Here is a 17,879-nt window from a genome sequence, read left to right on the forward strand (position 1 = left end):
GCGGCCCTGATCAGGAAAAAGAGACCGACACCCAGGAGTGGGAGTGCAACAAGATAGACCAGGCTCAGTGTCTTGTTGATGGATACTGCCATGAAGAAGGCAAATACAAGCATTCCCGGGCTACGTACTGCGATACGGATAAGCATCTGATATGCACGTTGTACATTGGTGACATCGGTGGTGAGACGGGTTACCAAACTGCTGGTGGAGAACTTGTCGATATTGGCAAATGAGAAGTCTTGTGTGTGATGGTAGAGTTTCTTTCGTACATTCTTCGCAAAGCCAGTAGAGGCTCTTGCCGCAAAGTGACCTGAGAGTACCCCAAATAGCAGTGCAATTGATGCACAAAGAAGAAGAGCGAGGCCCCATTTGAGGATTTCATGAAAATTTCCTGCATCAATACCACGGTCTATGAGGAATGCCATGAGGAAGGGGATGATGACATCCATGATCACTTCCAAGGTAACAAAGACCATGGTAAGGATGGTGGGGCGCCGGTATCCTACTATTTGTTTTCGTAATTCTGTAAACATATTGTTTCCAAATTCCTTCTGATTGTATCAGCGATTGCAAAGAACTGCCGCAGCTGTTCCTCACTGAGGCCCTGCCGCATGGCCAGCTCGAACTCCTGCGCCAGATGAAAGTGTTCTGCACACTTCTGTTCCGCCGACTCTGTCAAAACCACCCACTTCTGTCGTTTGTCTTCTTCCGCTTCTTCCCGTGCAATCAAGCCGTCCTTCTCCATTCCCTTGAGGATATTGGTCATGGTTGAACGGCGAATACCCAGATGCTGTTGCAAATCGCTTTGCAAAATTCGGGTTTTCTGATGATGGGCGAAGTATCCTAGAAGGTGACTCTGCACAACAGAGGCGCTGGACTCTTCTTCGAGTTTCAGCAGTCTCATCATACTCCGGTGGAGAAGATGGGAGAGTGTTTTTATGGTATGCCCGATGTGTCGTGGTTCTTCTTTCAATCACTTGTCTCTATTGTTAGTTTGCTAACAATAGTACCTATCTCTTTCCCTTTAGGCAAGCAGGATGGATGAAGAAATATGAAGAATAATCAGGCCCCCAGACGGGGGCCGAGAAGAAAACGGATCAGAGAAGGTCTGTGTAGGCCCTGAGTACCTCATCCCCTTCGCATCCATTGAGCACCTTGGTTGCGAGTACCTTGCCCAACTGTACCCCTTCCTGGTCAAAGCTGTTGAGATTCCAGATGAATCCTTGGAACATTACCTTGTTCTCATAGTGGGCGAGTAGCGAGCCGAGGACCACAGGATCAAGCTGCTTTGCATAGAGCAAACTGCTTGGCCGATTCCCACTGAACTGCTTGTTCGGGTTTGCATCATCCTTTCCACGGGCAAAGGCAACTATCTGAGCGACAAGATTGGCATTGAGCTTCTCTTGGCTGCTCGAACCTTCCACCATGATGTCTTTCCCATATTGGGAAACGGAGAATCCGATGAACTGCAGGGGAACGATATCAGTCCCTTGGTGAAGCAACTGGTAGAAGGAGTGTTGCCCATTGGTTCCTGGCTCCCCAAAGATAACCGGACCGGTGGGATAGGAGAGCTTTTCTCCATCTCTGTTCACGTGTTTTCCGTTGCTCTCCATGTCCAGCTGTTGCAGGTGAGCCGGGAAACGACTCAGTGCCTGTGAGTAGGGCAGGATGGCAGTACTTGGATAGTGTAGGACATTGCGCAGGTAAACGCCGAGTAGGGCATCAAGGAGTGCGGCGTTCTCTGTGATCTTGGGCGAGCGTGCCGCCATGTCGCCTTGGTGGGCACCATCAAGGAACATCCTCACTGTTTCAAAGCCATAGGCCAGGGAGAGAATGACAGCACCAACTGCACTGGTGGAACTGTACCTTCCTCCGATGTAGTCATCGATGAAAAAGGCATCAAGGACGGAGGATGAGGATGCAAGTGGACTGCTCTTGCTGGTTACTGCTACCATATGACCAGAAGGATTGATTCCGCTGATTCCACTTTGCTTGATGGCTTCAATGACCAAGTCCCTGTTGGTCAGGGTTTCGAGTGTTGTCCCACTCTTGGAAACCAAGATAAAGAGTGTACGCTCCAAGTCAAGCTGGTTGATTACAGCCTGGGCATCATCGGGGTCGACATTGCTGATGAATTGAGCGTCCAATTGCTCAATGCCTTCCTTGGTACACCAACCCTTCAGTGCCAGATAGATGGCTCTTGGTCCCAGGTCGCTTCCCCCGATTCCTATCTGCACTACTGTAGTGAATCGTTTTCCTGTTGATCCCACAAGTTCCCCGTTGCGAACAGCATCGGAAAATCGCTTGATCTTGGAAAGTTGTTCTTCATAGAAAGCACCTTTGTCTTCTCCATCAGCCTTAACGGGTTTCCCTACTTGCCCACGGGTGAGATGGTGCAGAACAAGTCGCTTCTCTCCGGTGTTCATGATCTCGCCATCAACAAGGGCCTGGTACTTCTGGGTAAGTTGGAGTTCATCACTCAGCTGTTGAAGGACTGAAAGATGGTTCTCATCAACGGGCATGGCTGCATAATTGTACACCAACTTTTCGCTGGCATTGACTTGGTAGGATTTGATGCGCTCCGGATGCAGGATTTGTTTCAGGTCACTTGCCTCCAGGTTCTTCAGCGCTTGAAATGAAGTGCTTGTATCGAGATTCTTGTATGTCATATCTGTTTGCTCCTTATGGTAGATGAACGCCCCTCCATTGTATTCGGAGGGGCGTATCTTAACAAGGTATACTTACTCTTCTATGTCAGGGATGCGTGTCTTGAAGCTCTCTTGCAGATCTTCCTTTGTCATCCCTTCGCGGAGGATGACAAAGATAGTGTCATCACCAGCCAAGGTTCCAAGGATCTCAGGGATTGCCAACACGTCCAATGCGATACCGACCGAATTGGCATGTCCCGGTCTGGTCTTGATAACGCCGAAGTTTCCTGAAAACTCGATGGACAGGATTCCTCTTCGTACATCTTGGATGTAGCTTTTCTCTGATTCACTGATCAGGTCGTTTTCCGGCAGGCTGTAATAGTAGCCGGACCAGCCATCGGAAATTTTTCCGACCTTGAGCATCTTCAAGTCGCGGGATAGTGTAGCCTGTGTGACTGTGTATCCCTCGGTTTTCAGCATCTCCAGCAGCGTATCCTGGTTGTCGATCCTATTGTTCTTGATAAGTTCCTTGACGACCGCCAACCGGTTGTGTCGTTCCCTCATGGTTTGGATTCTCCTGGAATGGAATATTTATGCGTTTTACACGAATAAAGATACAGTACTATTGGCTCATTTGCAAGCTTCATGGCTTCTTTTTGTTGAACTCTTGACCGGCGACCTCGCTTATAGCATGCTACACAATGGTATGGAGTAAAGGGAGGATTGTATGATAATTGTCTATATCTTGATTGTATTGGTGCTTCTGCTTGCCCTCTATGGGATTAGTGTCTATAACCGGTATGTCCGGCTTCGCAACCAGGCTGAAGAGGCAGAATCAGCAATTGATGCCCATCTGAAACAACGCTATGACTTGGTCCCCAACCTTGTGGAGACGGTTAAGGGGTACGCGAAGCATGAGGAAGAGACCTTTACTAAGGTTATCGAGGCCAGGAATATGGCGATGAATGCATCAGGGATGGTAGACAAGAATGAGGCTGATAATGCTTTCAGCTCCACCCTCAAGTCACTGTTTGCACTCAGTGAGGCATATCCAGATCTGAAGGCTAACCAAGGCTTCCTGGATCTCCAAGCCCAGTTGCAGAAGATTGAAGAGCAGTTGTTGAGTGCCCGTAAGTACTACAATGCCATCATCAAGCAATTGAACACCATATGCGAGGTATTCCCTTCTTCAATCATTGCCTCCATGGCCCATTTCTCCAAGAAACCCTATCTGGAAATCGAGGATGAGGCCCGTCCTCGTGTAGAGGTGAAGTTTTAATGGCAAAGAAAACATTCCTGATGTTTTTTGTTCTTGCTCTAAGTCTTCCCACGCTGTCTGCAGAGGACTATCAATTTGAGTCGTATGCATTGGAAGTTGCTGTGAGGTTGGACAATAGTTATGCAATACAGGAACACATTGTTGCTGATTTCTCATCTCCCAGGCATGGTATCTTCAGGGAAATACCGGTACTTTTTGGTCGGCAGAGAGTCAAGCTTACCAATCTGGAAGCAAACGTGCCGATCATCAAGGACTCGGTATCCTCTGGATATGTTACCTTCCGCCTCGGTTCTGAGGACAGGACAGTCACAGGCATCCAGGAGTACCAGATCAGGTATGACTACGCCATTGGTGATGACAGAAACGATGAATATGATGAGTTCTACTTTAATATTGTAGGAGTAGGGTGGCAAGCTCCCATTGACCATGTCTCTTTTACGGTGAACTTTCCCAAGCCTATTGATCCTTCCATGGTATTCCTCACTGGAGGGGTGTATGGTACCACTGCACAACGTGGGAGTTTCGTGATCAGTGCTGATGGAAAGACCATAACAGGAGAGGCTGAAGAACTGTACCCTGGAGAAGCGCTTACCCTGCGTGTGCAAATGGAGGAGGGATACTATTCCGATGTGCGCCCTTTTATTGATTTCACCGTTCCCTCTTCAATCATTGCACTGTTAGTTGCATTTGCTGCTTCCGTGCATGCCACGATTCTCTTTCGCCGCTATGGCAAGGAGGAGCTCTTCGTCCCGGTGGTAAGGTTTGATCCTCCCGAGGATCTCTCGCCAATGCAAGTGGGATACTTGGTTGATGGGGTCGTTGACAACAAGGACCTGACCAGTATGATCTTCTACTGGGCTGACCAAGGGTGCCTGACCATCAGTGAACTCGACAAGAAAGAGTTCATCTTCACCAAGATCAAGGAACCTCCCACCATCAAGGAGCACGAGAAACACTTGTTCTCTGCTTTATTTGCCTGCGGTGATGGTACAGAAGTAACGCTCAAGCAGTTGGAGAAGAGCTCATTCAGTAAAGATCTTGAAAAGGCAAAGACTGAAGTACGTGCCTATTTCAAGGGAGAGCGGGAACTCAAGGATGGCAAGGCGGAGCGAAAGCGTATCGCAGCCATGCTTTACGGCGCTCTTTCAGTGGTATTGATGGCGATTGCCTCCACTATCTCCTATATTGGCTCTGAAACGGTGGTGTTCTTGGTTGTCGGGTTCTTCAGCCTTGGTACGTTTGCTCTGGTCGCCAGCCGCCTTGATGCCATCTGGGAGACTTCTTCCACTTTCAAGAAGGGATTCAAGTTTTTCCTGTTGGGTGTATCGGCACTCTTTCTCTTCGTTCTTGCCTTTCTGTTCATGAACCCGGTATTCGGGCATGGAACGTTTTACTCGCTCGTCATGGCGTTTTCCCTCGTTGCCTTTCCTGGGTATCTTGGATTTCTTGCCATCGTTACGGGAAAACGAAGTGCATATGCGCAGAAGAAGCTGGAGGAGATAGTGGGATATCGTGAATTCATCAGCAAGGTGGAAATGGACAAGCTGAAAATGATGATCGACAGTGATCCTTCACTGTTTTACCACGTACTCAGCTATGCCATCGTACTTGGGTTGGAAGATGTCTGGGCAAAGAAGTTTGCGAAAATCGCGCTTGCAGAACCCCAGTGGTATGTGGGGAACCGACCGATCAGAAATGCCCTGTTCTATAGTGCATTAAGCCATAGGATGCATACCAGCGTCATGGAAAATGCCGTGTATGCCCAGGCAAAGAGTGGCTCCAGGTCCCCGATACGATCCTCATTTGGATCGGGTGGATTCTCCGGGGGTGGTTTTGGCGGAGGAGGCGGTGGGGCATGGTAATCCCCCAGAAAATACAAAAGGGTTGGTATCGGCATTTCAAGGGTGGACTGTACCAGGTAGTGGATACGGTCATTGAGAGTGAATCGCTCTCCACCATGGTGCTCTACCGCCCAAAGGACAGCGGTTACTTGTGGGTTCGCCCCTACCAGATGTTTATCTCTGAAGTGACACGGGAAGGGGAAACCCATAAACGGTTCACATATATCGGCGAAAGCCTGCCAGAATACTAAAAAACGGAGCCTTGCTGGCTCCGTTCCCGTTACTGAATCATGGTAATTGGCTTAGTGGCGATAACTGCCGTGTGCCGGTCTGGGTTTTGCGATCGCTTCATTCACACGAAGGTTTCGCCCACCGAAATCCTTGCCATCCAGCTCGGATATCGCAGCATCGGCAGATGCATCCTCTTCCATTTCCACGAAGGCGAACCCTTTGGGGCGTCGGGTTTCGCGGTCAATGATGATATTGGCACTGAGTACAGTACCGTACTGTGCGAACAGGTCCCGAAGTTCTTCTTCGGTTGTCCGGTAACTCATGTTTCCGACATAAATTTTCTTGGCCATTCAAAGCATCCTTCACAGGCAGCGCCTGTCATTCAATATTGCTTCATGTGGCGCAGTCTTTAACTCTTACCTGTCTGCGGGAGCGATTCAGTAACGCACGCATGCGAACATTAGGAATTACGTATCAGCTGCAACACAAAAACGAAAGCAATCAAACGGTATCACGGCCCATTTTGGCTGTCAATTATCACACTCACCCAAAAGGGTGAATTGCCCAATGACAGTCGGGGGGTTATTGCATTTATTGAACATTCTTAGCATCATGTCGGTTATGAATAGCAATATACTTGGGTTGGCATTGTCTTTCCCCTTTTTAGCGCTCGTCATCTTGGCAGGAATCCTTTTGAGGCGGTATGCTTCAGTCTCCAGTGAGGCGATGCGAAAGTTTGTGCATATTGGTGTTTCGAATTGGTGGTTCATTGAAGTGAATTTCTTTACTTCACTATCCTATGCCCTTGTCGGCCCAATTCTCTTCATCATCCTTAACAGCTTGTTTACCTTCCTGAATTGGGGTAAAGCCCTTGGAATGGATGACAAGAAACGAAATTATGGGCTGATTTACTTCCCCATCTCCCTCCTGGTTTTGGTTGTGTTGCAATATCAGGGAGTAGTTTCCAGCCTGGTCTGCAGCATTGCCGTGTTCGTCATGGGCTATGGTGATGGATTGGCTGCTCTTGTGGGCACTAAATGGGGGAAGAAAAAGTTACCGGTTCCCGGTCTGGTCAAGAGTTGGGCAGGTACGCTTACCATGGCTTCTGTCAGTAGCTTGGTCGCTCTCATTGGTTTGGCCTTTTTCACTACGCTCTCAGCCCCCGTTGTCTTGGGTATATCCTTGGTGATCGGACTTTCTGCAGCGGTGGCGGAGGCTGTAACTCCACTTGGTCTGGATAATATCACCGTTCCATTAGTGGTAGTGTTTCTTCTTGGAGTGTTCTTATGAATGGTTACGCGAACCTGGTTCCCCCCAGTGGGTCGCTGGCATCGCTCTTCAATACCTTCTTCTTTGCGCTCACTCCTGCCTTCTGGTTCTTGGTGGGTATCATGGCCGTGGTGGCAACAGCAAGTTATTTTGCCAAGCAACTCACCTCTGGTGGGGCTGTTGCTGCTTTCTTGGTTGGGTTTGGAACTACTTGGATTCTTGGTTTCGGTGCACTGGCAACCTTGTTGCTTTTCTTCCTTTCTGCCGGGGTATTGGGAAAGATTGCACAGCGTGCGCTGGCCTTTGATGTGATGAAGATTCATAAGAAGGGTGGCCGACGTGATGCTTCCCAGGTCTATGCCAATGGATTGATGGCATTGGTCAGTGCACTGCTCTATGCCTTGAATCCTTCCATCCCCTTCTTAGTGATGTTTGGGGCTTCTGTGGGAGAGGCTGCAAGTGACACTTTTGCAAGTGAGGTAGGAATACTCTCCAAGACTAAGCCGGTTTCCATCATCACTGGACGACCCATGACCCCTGGCCTTAGCGGTGCGGTCAGTCCTTTGGGGCTTGCCAGTGGATTGTTGGGAGCAACACTGGTTGCCCTTTGCGTTTGGGGGTGTTTCCTTCCTATCACCGGTAAGAGTGCTCTCTATGTATCAGTAATAGCGTTAAGTTCCTTTTTTGGGTGTTTGCTCGATAGTGTGCTTGGTGCTACCGTCCAGGCTCACTACTATGATGAGGTGAGTGACCGCATTACCGAGCATGCAGTAGTGGATGGAAGAATCCTTCCACTTGAGAGAGGAATTCGCTGGGTTGATAATGACATGGTTAACCTGCTGAGCAATGTGGCCTCAGCCCTGTTTGGCATGTCACTTACCCTGATAATCGGGTAATCTGTATTTTTTACTTGCTTCTCCGCATTTTTCTTTGTATCTTACATGTCGGTAGACCTAAAGGGGTCTGCTATGTGTAATCGCACCACATATTCTTTAAGTGAGGATATATAGTATGGCAAAACAATTGCAGTTCAATGAAGAGGCACGCAAGTCCCTAGTGGCTGGTGTTGAGAAGATCTCCCGCGCAGTAATGGCAACGCTTGGCCCGAAAGGTCGCCTGGTTGTTCTCGACAAGAAGTTCGGTGCTCCGACTGTCACGAAAGATGGTGTTTCCGTAGCACGCGAAATCGAGCTGGAGAACCCGTTTGAAAACATGGGTGCCCAGCTTCTCAAGGAAGTTGCAACCAAGACCAACGATGTTGCAGGTGATGGTACCACCACCGCTACCGTTCTTGCCTGGTCCATTATCAAGGAAGGCATGAAGAGTGTGGCCGCAGGTGTCAACCCAATGGGTATTCGCCGTGGTATCGACAAGGCTGTTGCCGACGCCGTTGCCGAGATCAAGAAACAGGCCAAGATGATCAAGGACAAGGAAGAGATTGCACAAGTCGCTTCCATCAGTGCAAACAATGATCGCACCATCGGTGATGAGATTGCCAATGCGATGGAGAAGGTTGGTCTGGACGGTGTAATAACCGTTGAAGAGTCCAAGACCATTGAGACCACCACTGATTTCGTGGAAGGAATGCAGTTCGATCGTGGCTATCTCTCTGCATATTTCTGCAACAACCGTGATACCATGACCGCTCTTCTTGATGATCCTTTCATCCTTATCTATGACAAGAAGATCAGCAACATGAAAGAGTTGCTTCCTGTGCTCGAGAAAGTTGCACAGGCAAGCAAGCCGTTGCTCATCATCGCAGAGGATGTGGACGGTGAGGCTCTTGCAACATTGGTTGTAAACAGTGTCCGTGGCATATTGAACGTCGTTGCAGTAAAGGCTCCTGGATTCGGTGACCGACGTAAGGCAATGCTTGAGGATATTGCAATCCTTACTGGTGGCGAGGTCATCAGTGAAGAGCTTGGCCTGAAACTTGAGAATGCTGATCTTTCCCAACTTGGACGCGCAAAGAGCATCAAGGTTGAGAAGGAGAATACCACAATCATCAACGGGAATGGTAAGCAGAGCGACATCAAGGATCGCATTGCCCAGATCAAGGCACAGATTGGGGACACGACCAGTGATTATGATCGAGAGAAGCTCCAGGAACGTTTGGCTAAGCTTGCCGGTGGCGTTGCAGTCCTGAATGTGGGTGCTGCTACCGAAGTTGAGCTGAAAGAGAAGAAGCATCGGGTTGAGGATGCCCTTTCCGCTACCCGCGCAGCAATCGAGGAAGGCGTCATCCCTGGTGGTGGTGTAGCACTCATCCAGGCTGTCCAGGTAATGGAAAAGATGGACCTCTCAAAGCTCACTGAAGATGAGCAGGTCGGATACAAGATTGTCCGCCGTGCACTTGAGGAGCCGATCCGCCAGATTGCCCAGAACGCTGGACTTGATGGTTCACTCATTGCCGACAAGTGCAAGCATGAAAAGTCGGGTATCGGTTATGATGCTGAGAGTGACAAGTGGGTCAACATGTCCGAGAGCGGCATTATCGATCCGGTCAAGGTCACCAGAAGTGCATTGCAGAACGCTGCATCGATCGCTTCTTTGATTCTTACCACCGAATGTGTTGTAACAGATATTCCAGAACCCGCGGCTCCTGCAGCTCCAGGACCTGAGGGTATGGGCGGGATGATGTAATCCTGCGCACTGCAAAAGGGGTCGCTTTCCGGCGACCCTTTTTGCCGTCTTATGGCTTCTGATACTGAAACTTGACTAGTGGATAGCGAACGTGCTACTTTAATCGATACTTGGAAAATTGGATGCGAAGTTTTCTTCCGCCTCTTTTCTGCATCCGATTTTATGCAAAGTGAGGATTACCAATGCTTTCATTGATTAGTGCTATGGCAGCCCCTGAAACGGCCGGCGCCGCAGGTACAACCGGTTCGATGATGACGACCTTTGTTACGTTCGGTCTCATCATTGCTATCTTCTATTTCTTGATTATCCGTCCGCAAAAAAAGCGGGACAAGGAAACCAAGGAGATGCTTGCCTCTATCAAGAAAGGGGATAAGGTTGTCTCGATTGGTGGAATCCATGGAACCGTTGTTGCGGTGAAAGAGACTACCGTGGTGGTCAAGGTTGACGACAACACGCGTATGGAGTTCTCCAGAAATGCAATCAGCAGCATTGTAAACAGAAAGGGCGATGGTGCAACTGCTTCCAGCAAGAAGAAGAGCAAAAAAGAGGAGCAGGTATCTGCTCCTGAGAAGAGTGTTGAGGCTCCCGTTGAGGAAGCCCCTGCTGAAGCTGAAGCTGAGAAGAAAGACAAATAATTCTATAAAAGACATCTGGAGAGTATCATGAAAAAACGGAGTCGTCTGGTGGTCGTTCTGGTGGTCGTCTTGTTGTGCGGGTTCTTCCTCTATCCCACGATTGCTTGGTATGGATTCGTACCGCAGGACACCAAGGAACTTGCAACAGGCTCAAATGTACAGATTAAGGAGTATTCCCGTGGACAGGCTTCACGCGATCTCCGCTCGCTCAAGGAGTTGGTTGCTGATGACCCACAGGCAGCCCTACCTTCTGAGTTCTCCTATCTAAAGGATTACGCAAAGGAAAATTACAAAGCCATGAAGCGTCCAGTTCCCCGGAATTGGACTGTTGAAGCATTGTTTGCTGGGTTCTATAACGAACAGGATATGTTCGATTCAGCTGAGTCCTACTACCGCACGTCCTTGCTTGATCTGAAGGCTTTGGGAAACAAGGCACTGCAGTTGGGATTAGACCTTGAAGGTGGTATGAGCATTCTCTTGGAGGCTGATATTGCTTCCTATGAGGATAAGATTGGCAGGACTGCATCCTCGAGTGAGATTTCTGAGGCAATTCGCCAGGATATCGAGATTCTTGAGAAACGAATTGACCAGTTTGGTGTCAGTGAGCCTGTCATCCGTTTACAAGGCGATGACCAGATTCTCATTGAGATTCCAGGTGCAGCAGACCCGGAGCGTGTTAATTCCTTCCTTCGTGGCAAGGGTTCCCTTGTCTTCAAGATTGTGGACACCACACTTACCGCTGAGTTGAACGCTTTCTATGCCGAGAATCCTTCTGAGGTCTATACCGATACTGGTGCACTGAAACAACCTGACTTCCTGCCGGCTGGTAAGATTGCTGCTGGTTATTATGTCAGTGACGCGTATGGGATCGATGAGCTGGAGAGCTATGTAGTGTTAGAGGATGAAATCGGCCTTGATGGGATCCATCTTGAAAGTGCAACCACGGCAACCGATGGGATCACCGGTCGACCAGTGGTCAACTTCCAGTTGGACAGCCTTGGTGGCGATATCTTCTACAAGCTCACATCTACCCACGTCGGGGATACCATGGCAGTTGTGATGGACGGCAAGGTTAAGGCCATGGCCACCATCAATGAAGGGATCAGGAGCAACGTTCAGATTTCCGGTTTCGATGCTGAGGAGGCTGCTGACCTTGCTATTGTTCTGCGTACCGCTGCGCTTCCCATCGAGCTGGTCGTCAGCAGCCAGCAGGCTGTTGGTGCTACCCTTGGAGAAGATGCTGTATCGGCTGGGTTGAAGGCCATTGCTGTTGGACTTGCTCTGGTGATTATTCTGATGTTCGCCTACTACCACGTCAGTGGTCTTGTGGCCGACCTCGCATTGTTGCTTAACTTGTTCTTCATGATCAGCGTTCTCTCAGCCTTCAATTTCACGTTGACCTTGACCAGTGTTGCCGGTCTTATCCTTACCTTGGGTATGGCTGTTGATACCAATGTCATCATCTTTGAGCGTATCAAGGAAGAACGGAGATTGGGCAAGAGTGATGCTGCTGCGATCAAGGCAGGATTTGATAAAGCATTCTGGACTGTCATGGATGCAAACATAACCACAATCATTGCAGCTCTGGTACTCTCCCAGCTTGGAAGCAGTGCGGTCAAGGGCTTTGCGAATACCCTTGCTATCGGCATTGTGAGCTCGGTATTTACTGCGTTGTTTGTTTCGCATCTTATCTTTGATGCGACCGTCGCCCAACGTGGGGGCAAGAAGCTACACATCAGCTGGAGGAAAAACTAAATGCTTAAGAAAGATATTCCTGTTATCAAGCTTCGCTGGTACGCCTGGGCTTTGGCTGTAGTCCTCATGCTCGCCGGAGGTATCTCCTTCGCTGTGTTGGGCGGTTTTAACCTGGGTGTTGATTTTGAAAGTGGATTGAGCCAGAGAATTCAGATAGCTCCCATTGGATTGGAAGTTACCTATACTGGAAACAAGGATGCAGTCCTTGCTATCTCTGGTTCCGGCCTTACTCTTGAAGTTCGCGGTGATGAAGGGGTTTCCAGTATCAACTTCAGTGCTTCCGAATATCCAACTGCACAGGAGCTTGCAACAGCACTTGGTGCCGTACCGAACATCAATGTGGCAGTTGTTGATGGGTCATTGGAAACAGATCAGCTCCTCAGTGGGTATGGATTTCCTGCAACCCTTTCTGCTGAACCTACCAAGCTGAACTTCCAAAGCAGTGGAAATGCAACCATTGAGGATGTGCGTTCTGCCTTGGATTCACTGGGCAATGTACGTGTACAGACTGTTGGGGTGGATGGAAGTCAGACATTCCAGGTCCGTCTCGGCATCAAGGAAGGTGCAACTCAGGATTCCATGGAAACCGAAGTGAAAAATGCATTGAATGCTGCATTCGGTGCCGGCAATGTTGTGGTTCTCCAGAGTGATTACATTGGACCGAAGTTCAGTGCAACATTGCTCTCCAGTTCCATTCTCGCCATCGTGGTTGCAATGGCCTTGATCCTCCTCTATATCTGGGTCAGGTTCCGTTTTGCGTATGCAGTATCATCCTTGATTGCACTTGTGCATGATATCTTGATGATGCTTACGATAATTACCCTCTTCCGCTTTGAGTTCTCTGGTATCACTATTGCTGCGCTGCTGACCATTATTGGTTACTCACTGAACAATACGATCGTTATCTTCGATCGTATCCGTGAAAATGTGGCATTGGCACCAAATGTTTCGTTGAGTGTAAATATCGACCACAGTGTTACGCAGTCATTGAGCAGAACGGTGATGAGTGCAGTCACAACCTTGATTGCTATCATCCCGCTCGCAATCTTTGCTTCCGGTGACATCCAGCTCTTTGCATTGAAGATGGGCTTTGGCATCCTCTTTGGAACCTACTCATCCAACCTGCTTGCGCCTGCGATGCTCTACTGGATCAGCAACGCTCAAGCAAAGAAAAAAGCGAAGAAAGCAGAGTAACCTGTTTCTTCATGCAAGTTTTACGCTGCCGCAGGCTTATCTTGTGGCAGCGTTCTTGTCATAATGGGGGTGTATGAAACTGATACTTTCCAGAACCATGGGTCATTGTAAAGGGGTTTCCAGGGTATTGGACCTCGCTACTTCTGCATTGCAGGATGCAAAAGACGCCCGCAAGCCTGTATATTCCTTGGGCAAGCTCATTCATAATGATGACACGTGTGCCTTTTTCGCTGATCAGGGGATGCAGGTTATCACAGAAGCAGAGGGGCATGAACCCGGATTGATTGTAGTGCGTGCACATGGAGTGCCCGAAAGGGTGCGTTCTTCTTTTGAGGAAGCCGGATTTGACTTGGTCGATGCAACATGCCCTGTGGTGAAGCATAACCTTGCAAGGATTTCTGCATATGCACCAACGCATACCATCTTGATTGTTGGACACCCTGGTCATCCGGAGACGCTTGCCATGCGAGGGGTCCATTCCGAAGGAAAGCTCTGTGATACCACGCTGATTTCCAGCCCTGAGGAGGTTGGCGCCCCGGAACCAGGCAAATCCTATGTGGTGTTTGTGCAGACAACGTTTGACCAGGGAGTATGGAATACCATTCAAGAAGCCCTGAGGGCATGGGAGCAGCATGGATGTACGATGCTTTTTGCCAATGAGGTCTGTCCCAGTTCCATCAATCGTCGGCAGGCGACCCTTGAGCTGACTGAGGCATGTGATGCAGTGGTGGTGATAGGTGGGAAGGAGAGTGCAAACACCAGGGCGCTCTACCAATTGGTACGGGATAAGGGAAAGATGGCCTGGCATATAGAGAATGAAACAGAAATTACCGACGATATGCGCAGTTATGATATACTGGGTATAACAGCAGGGGCTTCAACCCCTTCTCTGGTGATCCAACGCGTAATCGATAGGTTGCAACAGGAGTGATACATGGAAACAGGTTATCGGGGAATACCAATTCCCACCATCAAGAGGCTTCCCTCCTACCTGAGGCTTTTGCAGGGGTATCGGGAGCAAGGAATGGAGATGGTCAGCGCTACTACCTTGGCCGAAGAGCTTGGATTGAAACCAATCCAAGTTCGTAAGGACATTTCCTGCACCGGGATTGAGGGAAAACCCAAGGTGGGCTTTGCAGTTGTCAAGCTCATTGAGGCGATCATCCATACCTTAGGGTGGGACAATGCTACCGATGCAATCGTAGTAGGTGCCGGACATCTGGGCTCCGCTCTTGCTCGTTATGAGGGATTTGAGAGCTATGGGCTCAAGATCGTGGCAGCATTCGATGTTGACCCCAATAAGTGGGATACTTGGCTTGGGGATGTCCCAGTCTTTTCTTTGAGCAAGCTCAAGGAGTACATCGATCGGCACCATGTGAATATCGGGGTTCTTGCTGTTCCCGCCGACCAAGCCCAAGAGACAGCTGAGCTGCTCATGGAGTGTGGGTTGCTGGCCATCTGGAATTTTGCACCCAAGGATTTGAAACTTCCCGAGCATGTGGTGGTTCAGCGTACCGATCTGGCTACAAGCTTCGCGGTTCTCTCTGCCAAGGTACGGCAAAAGATGAGCAAGAAGGATCTAAGTAGCGAAATGGATGATTGGTAATTTCTGGTGTACAGATAAGAGGGGTATCGTAAGGATACCCTTTATTAATGTGAATAAAAGAATATTATAAAGTATTAATATTTAAAATATGTGATTATATAACCGTAATACTCCAATAATAAAAACCAATTGAACAAATATTCGTTGACTCTCGGGTTGTTTCTTCGCTACCATGGCAGCAAGAGATTAGATAATGAGGTCGCTGATGAAGAAATTGGTCGTGGAGCTATGCATGGGAAGCTCTTGCTTTGCTCGGGGTAATTCTCAGACACTTGCAGCCTTGGAGTCTTATCTTCAGGAGTCTGGATCTGCAGATTATGTGGATTTGATAGGGCACTTATGCATGGGAGATTGTTCCAAAGGTCCGAATATTCGTATTGGCGATACCACCTACCAAGGGCTTCCAGCTGATGAGGTGGTTCAGTTGGTTGTGCATGAACTGAAAGAGTGGGAAGGGATGCAATGATCCACCCTATTTATACAGAGTCGACCGAGTGTCGTGACTGTTACAAGTGTGTTCGCGGCTGTCCTGTAAAAGCTATCCAGGTAAAGGATGGCTCAGCAGTAGTGGTAAAGGACCGATGTATCTATTGCGGACACTGTGTTGATATCTGTCCATCCCACGCCAAAAAAATACGTGGTGATTTGGCAAGGGTTCGCCAGTTTGTCCAGAGCGGAAGAAAGATTTTCTGTTCTCTGGCCCCTTCCAGTGCAGCAGAATTCTCCTTCAGCAGTGAGAGCTTGGTGGTTGCCCTGACCCGTCTGGGCTTTAGTGGGGTAAGTGAGACAGCCATCGGGGCCCATCTGGTAAACCAGGCAATTGAGATGTATGCAGAATCCCACGATGGAAACTGCCCATGGATTTCCACAGCCTGCCCAACGGTGGTCCAGACGGTAAAAAAGTACTATCCCACATTGGTGGACCAACTCAGCAAGGTGCCCTCCCCGTTGCAGTGCCATAGTGCCTATTTGCGAGCGCTCTATGGAGAAGAGATCGGAGTGGTGTTCATCGGTCCTTGTATCGCTAAAAAGGTGGAGGCTGACCAGAGTCCAGGCTATCCGGACTTTGCCTTGACCTATGAGGAACTCAATGCGTGGCTCCTTGCTGAGCATATTGACTTGGAACAGATTGAGAGGGAGGTATCCCTTGACCCTTCCATTGTACCATCCTTGGTGCCCTGTCGTGCCGGTAAGTCGACGCTCTACCCGGTAGAGGGTGGGCTGATAGCCTCATTGAAGTGGGGGAGTGATCCCTTCCAGACCCATGCTGTTGCCGTCAGTGGCATGAGTCAGGTAATAGGGACTTTGTCGGGTATGGAAAAGGAAGGCGGGAATACAGCATTTCTTGAACTCCTCGCCTGCGAAGGTGGTTGCATCAATGGGCCGGTGAGCAACCAGGGGCGTTCCTCCGCCAGGAAGAAGAGCCTGAGCTCACGCTATACCCGTAGTCGGATCACCGATCAAGGCCCTGTATTTGATGGAGATACAGCCTTTGTTGCAAAGCTCCTTGAACACGGTTATTCCCTGATTGAGAAACATACTGCTGTGGTAGAGAGGCCTGTATCGAGTTTTGTTTCTCTTCATAGTGAAGAAGAAATTGACCAAGCACTCAAGCTGCTGGGAAAAAGGGATGTCTCTGATGAGTTGAATTGTGGCGGGTGTGGTTACAACAGCTGCCGGGAGATGGCCATTGCCTATCTTGATGGGATGGCTGAGATGGAGATGTGTGTAACCAAGATGAGGAAGGAAGCCCAAAGCAAGATGGATGTACTGCTCAGGACCATCCCAGTGGGGGTGGTCATTGTGGATGACCAACTCCAGATTGCCGACTGCAACAGCAACTTCCTCAAACTGTTCGGAGATCTTGATTTTCCTTTGGAGCCATCCCAGTTGAACCTGGTCTTTGGATTGCCTGTTAAGCGTTTTGTCCCGTTTTACGAGAAGTTTAACAGCCAGTTCACCGCTCCCTCGGTGCAGCAGTACCGTCTCCATTACAAGGATATGTTTCTCAAGGTGACGTTTTTCTCAGTTGAGAAGCAGCATCTGGTGGGGGCTTTGTTCGAAGACATCACCACCCCGACCGTGCGTCGTGAAACCGTGGTGAAGAAAGCTGAGGATGTTATCCAGAGAAGCTTGGAGACCGTTCAACAGATTGCATCCTTGCTTGGGGAGAATGCAGCAGAGACTGAGATCATGCTCAATAGCCTTATCGATGCCTTCAAGGTTCCCCCGAGCGGGGAACGGGATGGCTATATGCAGGAAGGGTCATGAACGACGTATTCATCGATGTGGATTATGCACAAATCTACAAGCACGGTCAGAAAATTGGGGGAGATGTGTTCCTTCTTTCCAGACAGGATGCATCGGCCCAGATTGTCTGTACACTCAGTGATGGGCTTGGCAGTGGGGTAAAGGCTAATGTATTGGCAAGCCTTACTGCCCGTATGGCCCACAAGCTCAGTTTCAGTCCCATGGATTTGACGCGTTCGGCGAAAATCATCATGAATACACTCCCTGTGTGCAAGGAGAGGAAGATCAGCTACGCTACGTTTACCATTGCAGATCTGAGAAGAAGCAATACGGATGAAGTACTGGTGAACCTTGTTGAGTATGACAATCCTTCAGCACTTATGTTCCAGGGAAGCACTCCAGTACAGTGGGAACGTGAGAAGATTGATCTCAGGAGGGATGGTGCGTTCAAGCAGGAGGTGCTGGGACACTCTCACCTCAAGCTCTCGGTTGGAAGCCGTCTCTTGATCTTCAGCGATGGGGTTACCC

General features: G+C 49.2%; 19 protein-coding genes. 14 read left to right on the plus strand and 5 right to left on the minus strand.

The window, feature by feature from the left end:
• The 4 genes from AB7S66_RS06425 to AB7S66_RS06440 all read right to left on the minus strand — a co-directional run.
• On the minus strand, positions 1-533 hold a 533-nt coding region (locus AB7S66_RS06425; protein ID WP_428518628.1), incomplete at its 3' end, for an ABC transporter transmembrane domain-containing protein.
• Positions 506-907, minus strand: a complete 402-nt coding sequence (locus AB7S66_RS06430; protein WP_428518629.1) for a MarR family winged helix-turn-helix transcriptional regulator — start codon at positions 905-907, stop codon at positions 506-508. The genes AB7S66_RS06425 and AB7S66_RS06430, both read right to left, overlap by 28 nt.
• A gap of 190 nt (positions 908-1,097) precedes the next feature.
• Positions 1,098-2,669, minus strand: coding sequence for a glucose-6-phosphate isomerase (locus tag AB7S66_RS06435; protein ID WP_428518630.1), 1,572 nt, complete (start codon positions 2,667-2,669; stop codon positions 1,098-1,100).
• A gap of 72 nt (positions 2,670-2,741) precedes the next feature.
• Positions 2,742-3,212, minus strand: a complete 471-nt coding sequence (locus tag AB7S66_RS06440) for an arginine repressor (protein ID WP_117330969.1) — start codon at positions 3,210-3,212, stop codon at positions 2,742-2,744.
• Positions 3,213-3,375: 163 nt separating this feature from the next.
• Here AB7S66_RS06440 and AB7S66_RS06445 point away from each other — a divergent pair, with 163 nt between their 5' ends.
• The 3 genes from AB7S66_RS06445 to AB7S66_RS06455 are packed head-to-tail and all read left to right on the plus strand — an operon-like array spanning position 3,376 to position 6,019.
• Entirely contained in the window at positions 3,376-3,927 is a 552-nt protein-coding gene (locus AB7S66_RS06445) for a LemA family protein (RefSeq protein ID WP_428518631.1), read from the plus strand.
• Positions 3,927-5,789, plus strand: a complete 1,863-nt coding sequence (locus AB7S66_RS06450; protein ID WP_428518632.1) for a DUF2207 domain-containing protein — start codon at positions 3,927-3,929, stop codon at positions 5,787-5,789. Before AB7S66_RS06445 ends, AB7S66_RS06450 begins: the two co-directional genes overlap by 1 nt.
• Complete coding sequence (locus AB7S66_RS06455) at positions 5,783-6,019, plus strand: DUF1653 domain-containing protein (protein WP_428518633.1); 237 nt, start codon at positions 5,783-5,785, stop codon at positions 6,017-6,019. Before AB7S66_RS06450 ends, AB7S66_RS06455 begins: the two co-directional genes overlap by 7 nt.
• A 51-nt stretch (positions 6,020-6,070) precedes the next feature.
• Here the strand turns inward: AB7S66_RS06455 and AB7S66_RS06460 are convergent, their stop codons facing one another.
• The gene (locus tag AB7S66_RS06460) at positions 6,071-6,349 is read right to left on the minus strand and encodes an RNA-binding protein (RefSeq protein ID WP_319473231.1); all 279 of its coding nucleotides are present in this window, start codon (positions 6,347-6,349) and stop codon (positions 6,071-6,073) included.
• A 271-nt stretch (positions 6,350-6,620) separates the two neighbouring features.
• Here AB7S66_RS06460 and AB7S66_RS06465 point away from each other — a divergent pair, with 271 nt between their 5' ends.
• The 11 genes from AB7S66_RS06465 to AB7S66_RS06515 form a co-directional block, all read left to right on the plus strand.
• Positions 6,621-7,289, plus strand: coding sequence for a diacylglycerol/polyprenol kinase family protein (locus AB7S66_RS06465; protein ID WP_428518634.1), 669 nt, complete (start codon positions 6,621-6,623; stop codon positions 7,287-7,289).
• Entirely contained in the window at positions 7,286-8,164 is an 879-nt protein-coding gene (locus AB7S66_RS06470; RefSeq protein WP_428518635.1) for a DUF92 domain-containing protein, read from the plus strand. The genes AB7S66_RS06465 and AB7S66_RS06470 overlap by 4 nt, the downstream gene beginning before the upstream one ends.
• A gap of 115 nt (positions 8,165-8,279) precedes the next feature.
• Positions 8,280-9,911, plus strand: a complete 1,632-nt coding sequence (gene groL / locus AB7S66_RS06475) for a chaperonin GroEL (protein ID WP_428518636.1) — start codon at positions 8,280-8,282, stop codon at positions 9,909-9,911.
• Between the two features lie 182 nt (positions 9,912-10,093).
• Positions 10,094-10,546 carry a preprotein translocase subunit YajC gene (yajC, locus tag AB7S66_RS06480; protein ID WP_428518637.1) on the plus strand — a complete coding sequence of 151 codons (453 nt, stop codon included), beginning with the start codon at positions 10,094-10,096 and terminating at the stop codon, positions 10,544-10,546.
• A 27-nt stretch (positions 10,547-10,573) separates the two neighbouring features.
• Complete coding sequence (gene secD / locus AB7S66_RS06485; protein ID WP_428518638.1) at positions 10,574-12,301, plus strand: protein translocase subunit SecD; 1,728 nt, start codon at positions 10,574-10,576, stop codon at positions 12,299-12,301.
• On the plus strand, positions 12,302-13,495 hold the full coding sequence (gene secF / locus AB7S66_RS06490; RefSeq protein WP_428518639.1) for a protein translocase subunit SecF: 1,194 nt from the start codon (positions 12,302-12,304) through the stop codon (positions 13,493-13,495).
• Between the two features lie 73 nt (positions 13,496-13,568).
• Positions 13,569-14,426, plus strand: a complete 858-nt coding sequence (ispH, locus tag AB7S66_RS06495) for a 4-hydroxy-3-methylbut-2-enyl diphosphate reductase (RefSeq protein ID WP_428518640.1) — start codon at positions 13,569-13,571, stop codon at positions 14,424-14,426.
• A gap of 3 nt (positions 14,427-14,429) precedes the next feature.
• The gene (locus AB7S66_RS06500; RefSeq protein ID WP_428518641.1) at positions 14,430-15,101 is read left to right on the plus strand and encodes a redox-sensing transcriptional repressor Rex; all 672 of its coding nucleotides are present in this window, start codon (positions 14,430-14,432) and stop codon (positions 15,099-15,101) included.
• 205 nt (positions 15,102-15,306) lie between these two features.
• Positions 15,307-15,567, plus strand: a complete 261-nt coding sequence (locus tag AB7S66_RS06505) for a (2Fe-2S) ferredoxin domain-containing protein (protein WP_428518642.1) — start codon at positions 15,307-15,309, stop codon at positions 15,565-15,567.
• Positions 15,564-17,372, plus strand: a complete 1,809-nt coding sequence (locus tag AB7S66_RS06510; RefSeq protein ID WP_428518643.1) for a [Fe-Fe] hydrogenase large subunit C-terminal domain-containing protein — start codon at positions 15,564-15,566, stop codon at positions 17,370-17,372. The genes AB7S66_RS06505 and AB7S66_RS06510 overlap by 4 nt, the downstream gene beginning before the upstream one ends.
• Positions 17,369-17,879, plus strand: a 511-nt coding sequence (locus tag AB7S66_RS06515) for a SpoIIE family protein phosphatase (RefSeq protein WP_428518644.1), incomplete at its 3' end; no start/stop codon positions are given. The genes AB7S66_RS06510 and AB7S66_RS06515, both read left to right, overlap by 4 nt.

The organism is Sphaerochaeta sp. (assembly GCF_050178175.1).
Lineage (GTDB): Bacteria > Spirochaetota > Spirochaetia > Sphaerochaetales > Sphaerochaetaceae > Sphaerochaeta.

What these genes read in the sequence shown, in the direction of transcription:
- AB7S66_RS06430 (WP_428518629.1), bottom strand. Translation starts at nt 907, where the DNA reads ATGATGAGACTGCTGAAACTCGAAGAAGAGTCCAGCGCCTCTGTTGTG.
- AB7S66_RS06435 (WP_428518630.1), bottom strand. Translation starts at nt 2,669, where the DNA reads ATGACATACAAGAATCTCGATACAAGCACTTCATTTCAAGCGCTGAAG.
- AB7S66_RS06440 (WP_117330969.1), bottom strand. Translation starts at nt 3,212, where the DNA reads ATGAGGGAACGACACAACCGGTTGGCGGTCGTCAAGGAACTTATCAAG.
- AB7S66_RS06445 (WP_428518631.1), top strand. Translation starts at nt 3,376, where the DNA reads ATGATAATTGTCTATATCTTGATTGTATTGGTGCTTCTGCTTGCCCTC.
- AB7S66_RS06450 (WP_428518632.1), top strand. Translation starts at nt 3,927, where the DNA reads ATGGCAAAGAAAACATTCCTGATGTTTTTTGTTCTTGCTCTAAGTCTT.
- AB7S66_RS06455 (WP_428518633.1), top strand. Translation starts at nt 5,783, where the DNA reads ATGGTAATCCCCCAGAAAATACAAAAGGGTTGGTATCGGCATTTCAAG.
- AB7S66_RS06460 (WP_319473231.1), bottom strand. Translation starts at nt 6,349, where the DNA reads ATGGCCAAGAAAATTTATGTCGGAAACATGAGTTACCGGACAACCGAA.
- AB7S66_RS06465 (WP_428518634.1), top strand. Translation starts at nt 6,621, where the DNA reads ATGAATAGCAATATACTTGGGTTGGCATTGTCTTTCCCCTTTTTAGCG.
- AB7S66_RS06470 (WP_428518635.1), top strand. Translation starts at nt 7,286, where the DNA reads ATGAATGGTTACGCGAACCTGGTTCCCCCCAGTGGGTCGCTGGCATCG.
- groL (WP_428518636.1), top strand. Translation starts at nt 8,280, where the DNA reads ATGGCAAAACAATTGCAGTTCAATGAAGAGGCACGCAAGTCCCTAGTG.
- yajC (WP_428518637.1), top strand. Translation starts at nt 10,094, where the DNA reads ATGCTTTCATTGATTAGTGCTATGGCAGCCCCTGAAACGGCCGGCGCC.
- secD (WP_428518638.1), top strand. Translation starts at nt 10,574, where the DNA reads ATGAAAAAACGGAGTCGTCTGGTGGTCGTTCTGGTGGTCGTCTTGTTG.
- secF (WP_428518639.1), top strand. Translation starts at nt 12,302, where the DNA reads ATGCTTAAGAAAGATATTCCTGTTATCAAGCTTCGCTGGTACGCCTGG.
- ispH (WP_428518640.1), top strand. Translation starts at nt 13,569, where the DNA reads ATGAAACTGATACTTTCCAGAACCATGGGTCATTGTAAAGGGGTTTCC.
- AB7S66_RS06500 (WP_428518641.1), top strand. Translation starts at nt 14,430, where the DNA reads ATGGAAACAGGTTATCGGGGAATACCAATTCCCACCATCAAGAGGCTT.
- AB7S66_RS06505 (WP_428518642.1), top strand. Translation starts at nt 15,307, where the DNA reads ATGAAGAAATTGGTCGTGGAGCTATGCATGGGAAGCTCTTGCTTTGCT.
- AB7S66_RS06510 (WP_428518643.1), top strand. Translation starts at nt 15,564, where the DNA reads ATGATCCACCCTATTTATACAGAGTCGACCGAGTGTCGTGACTGTTAC.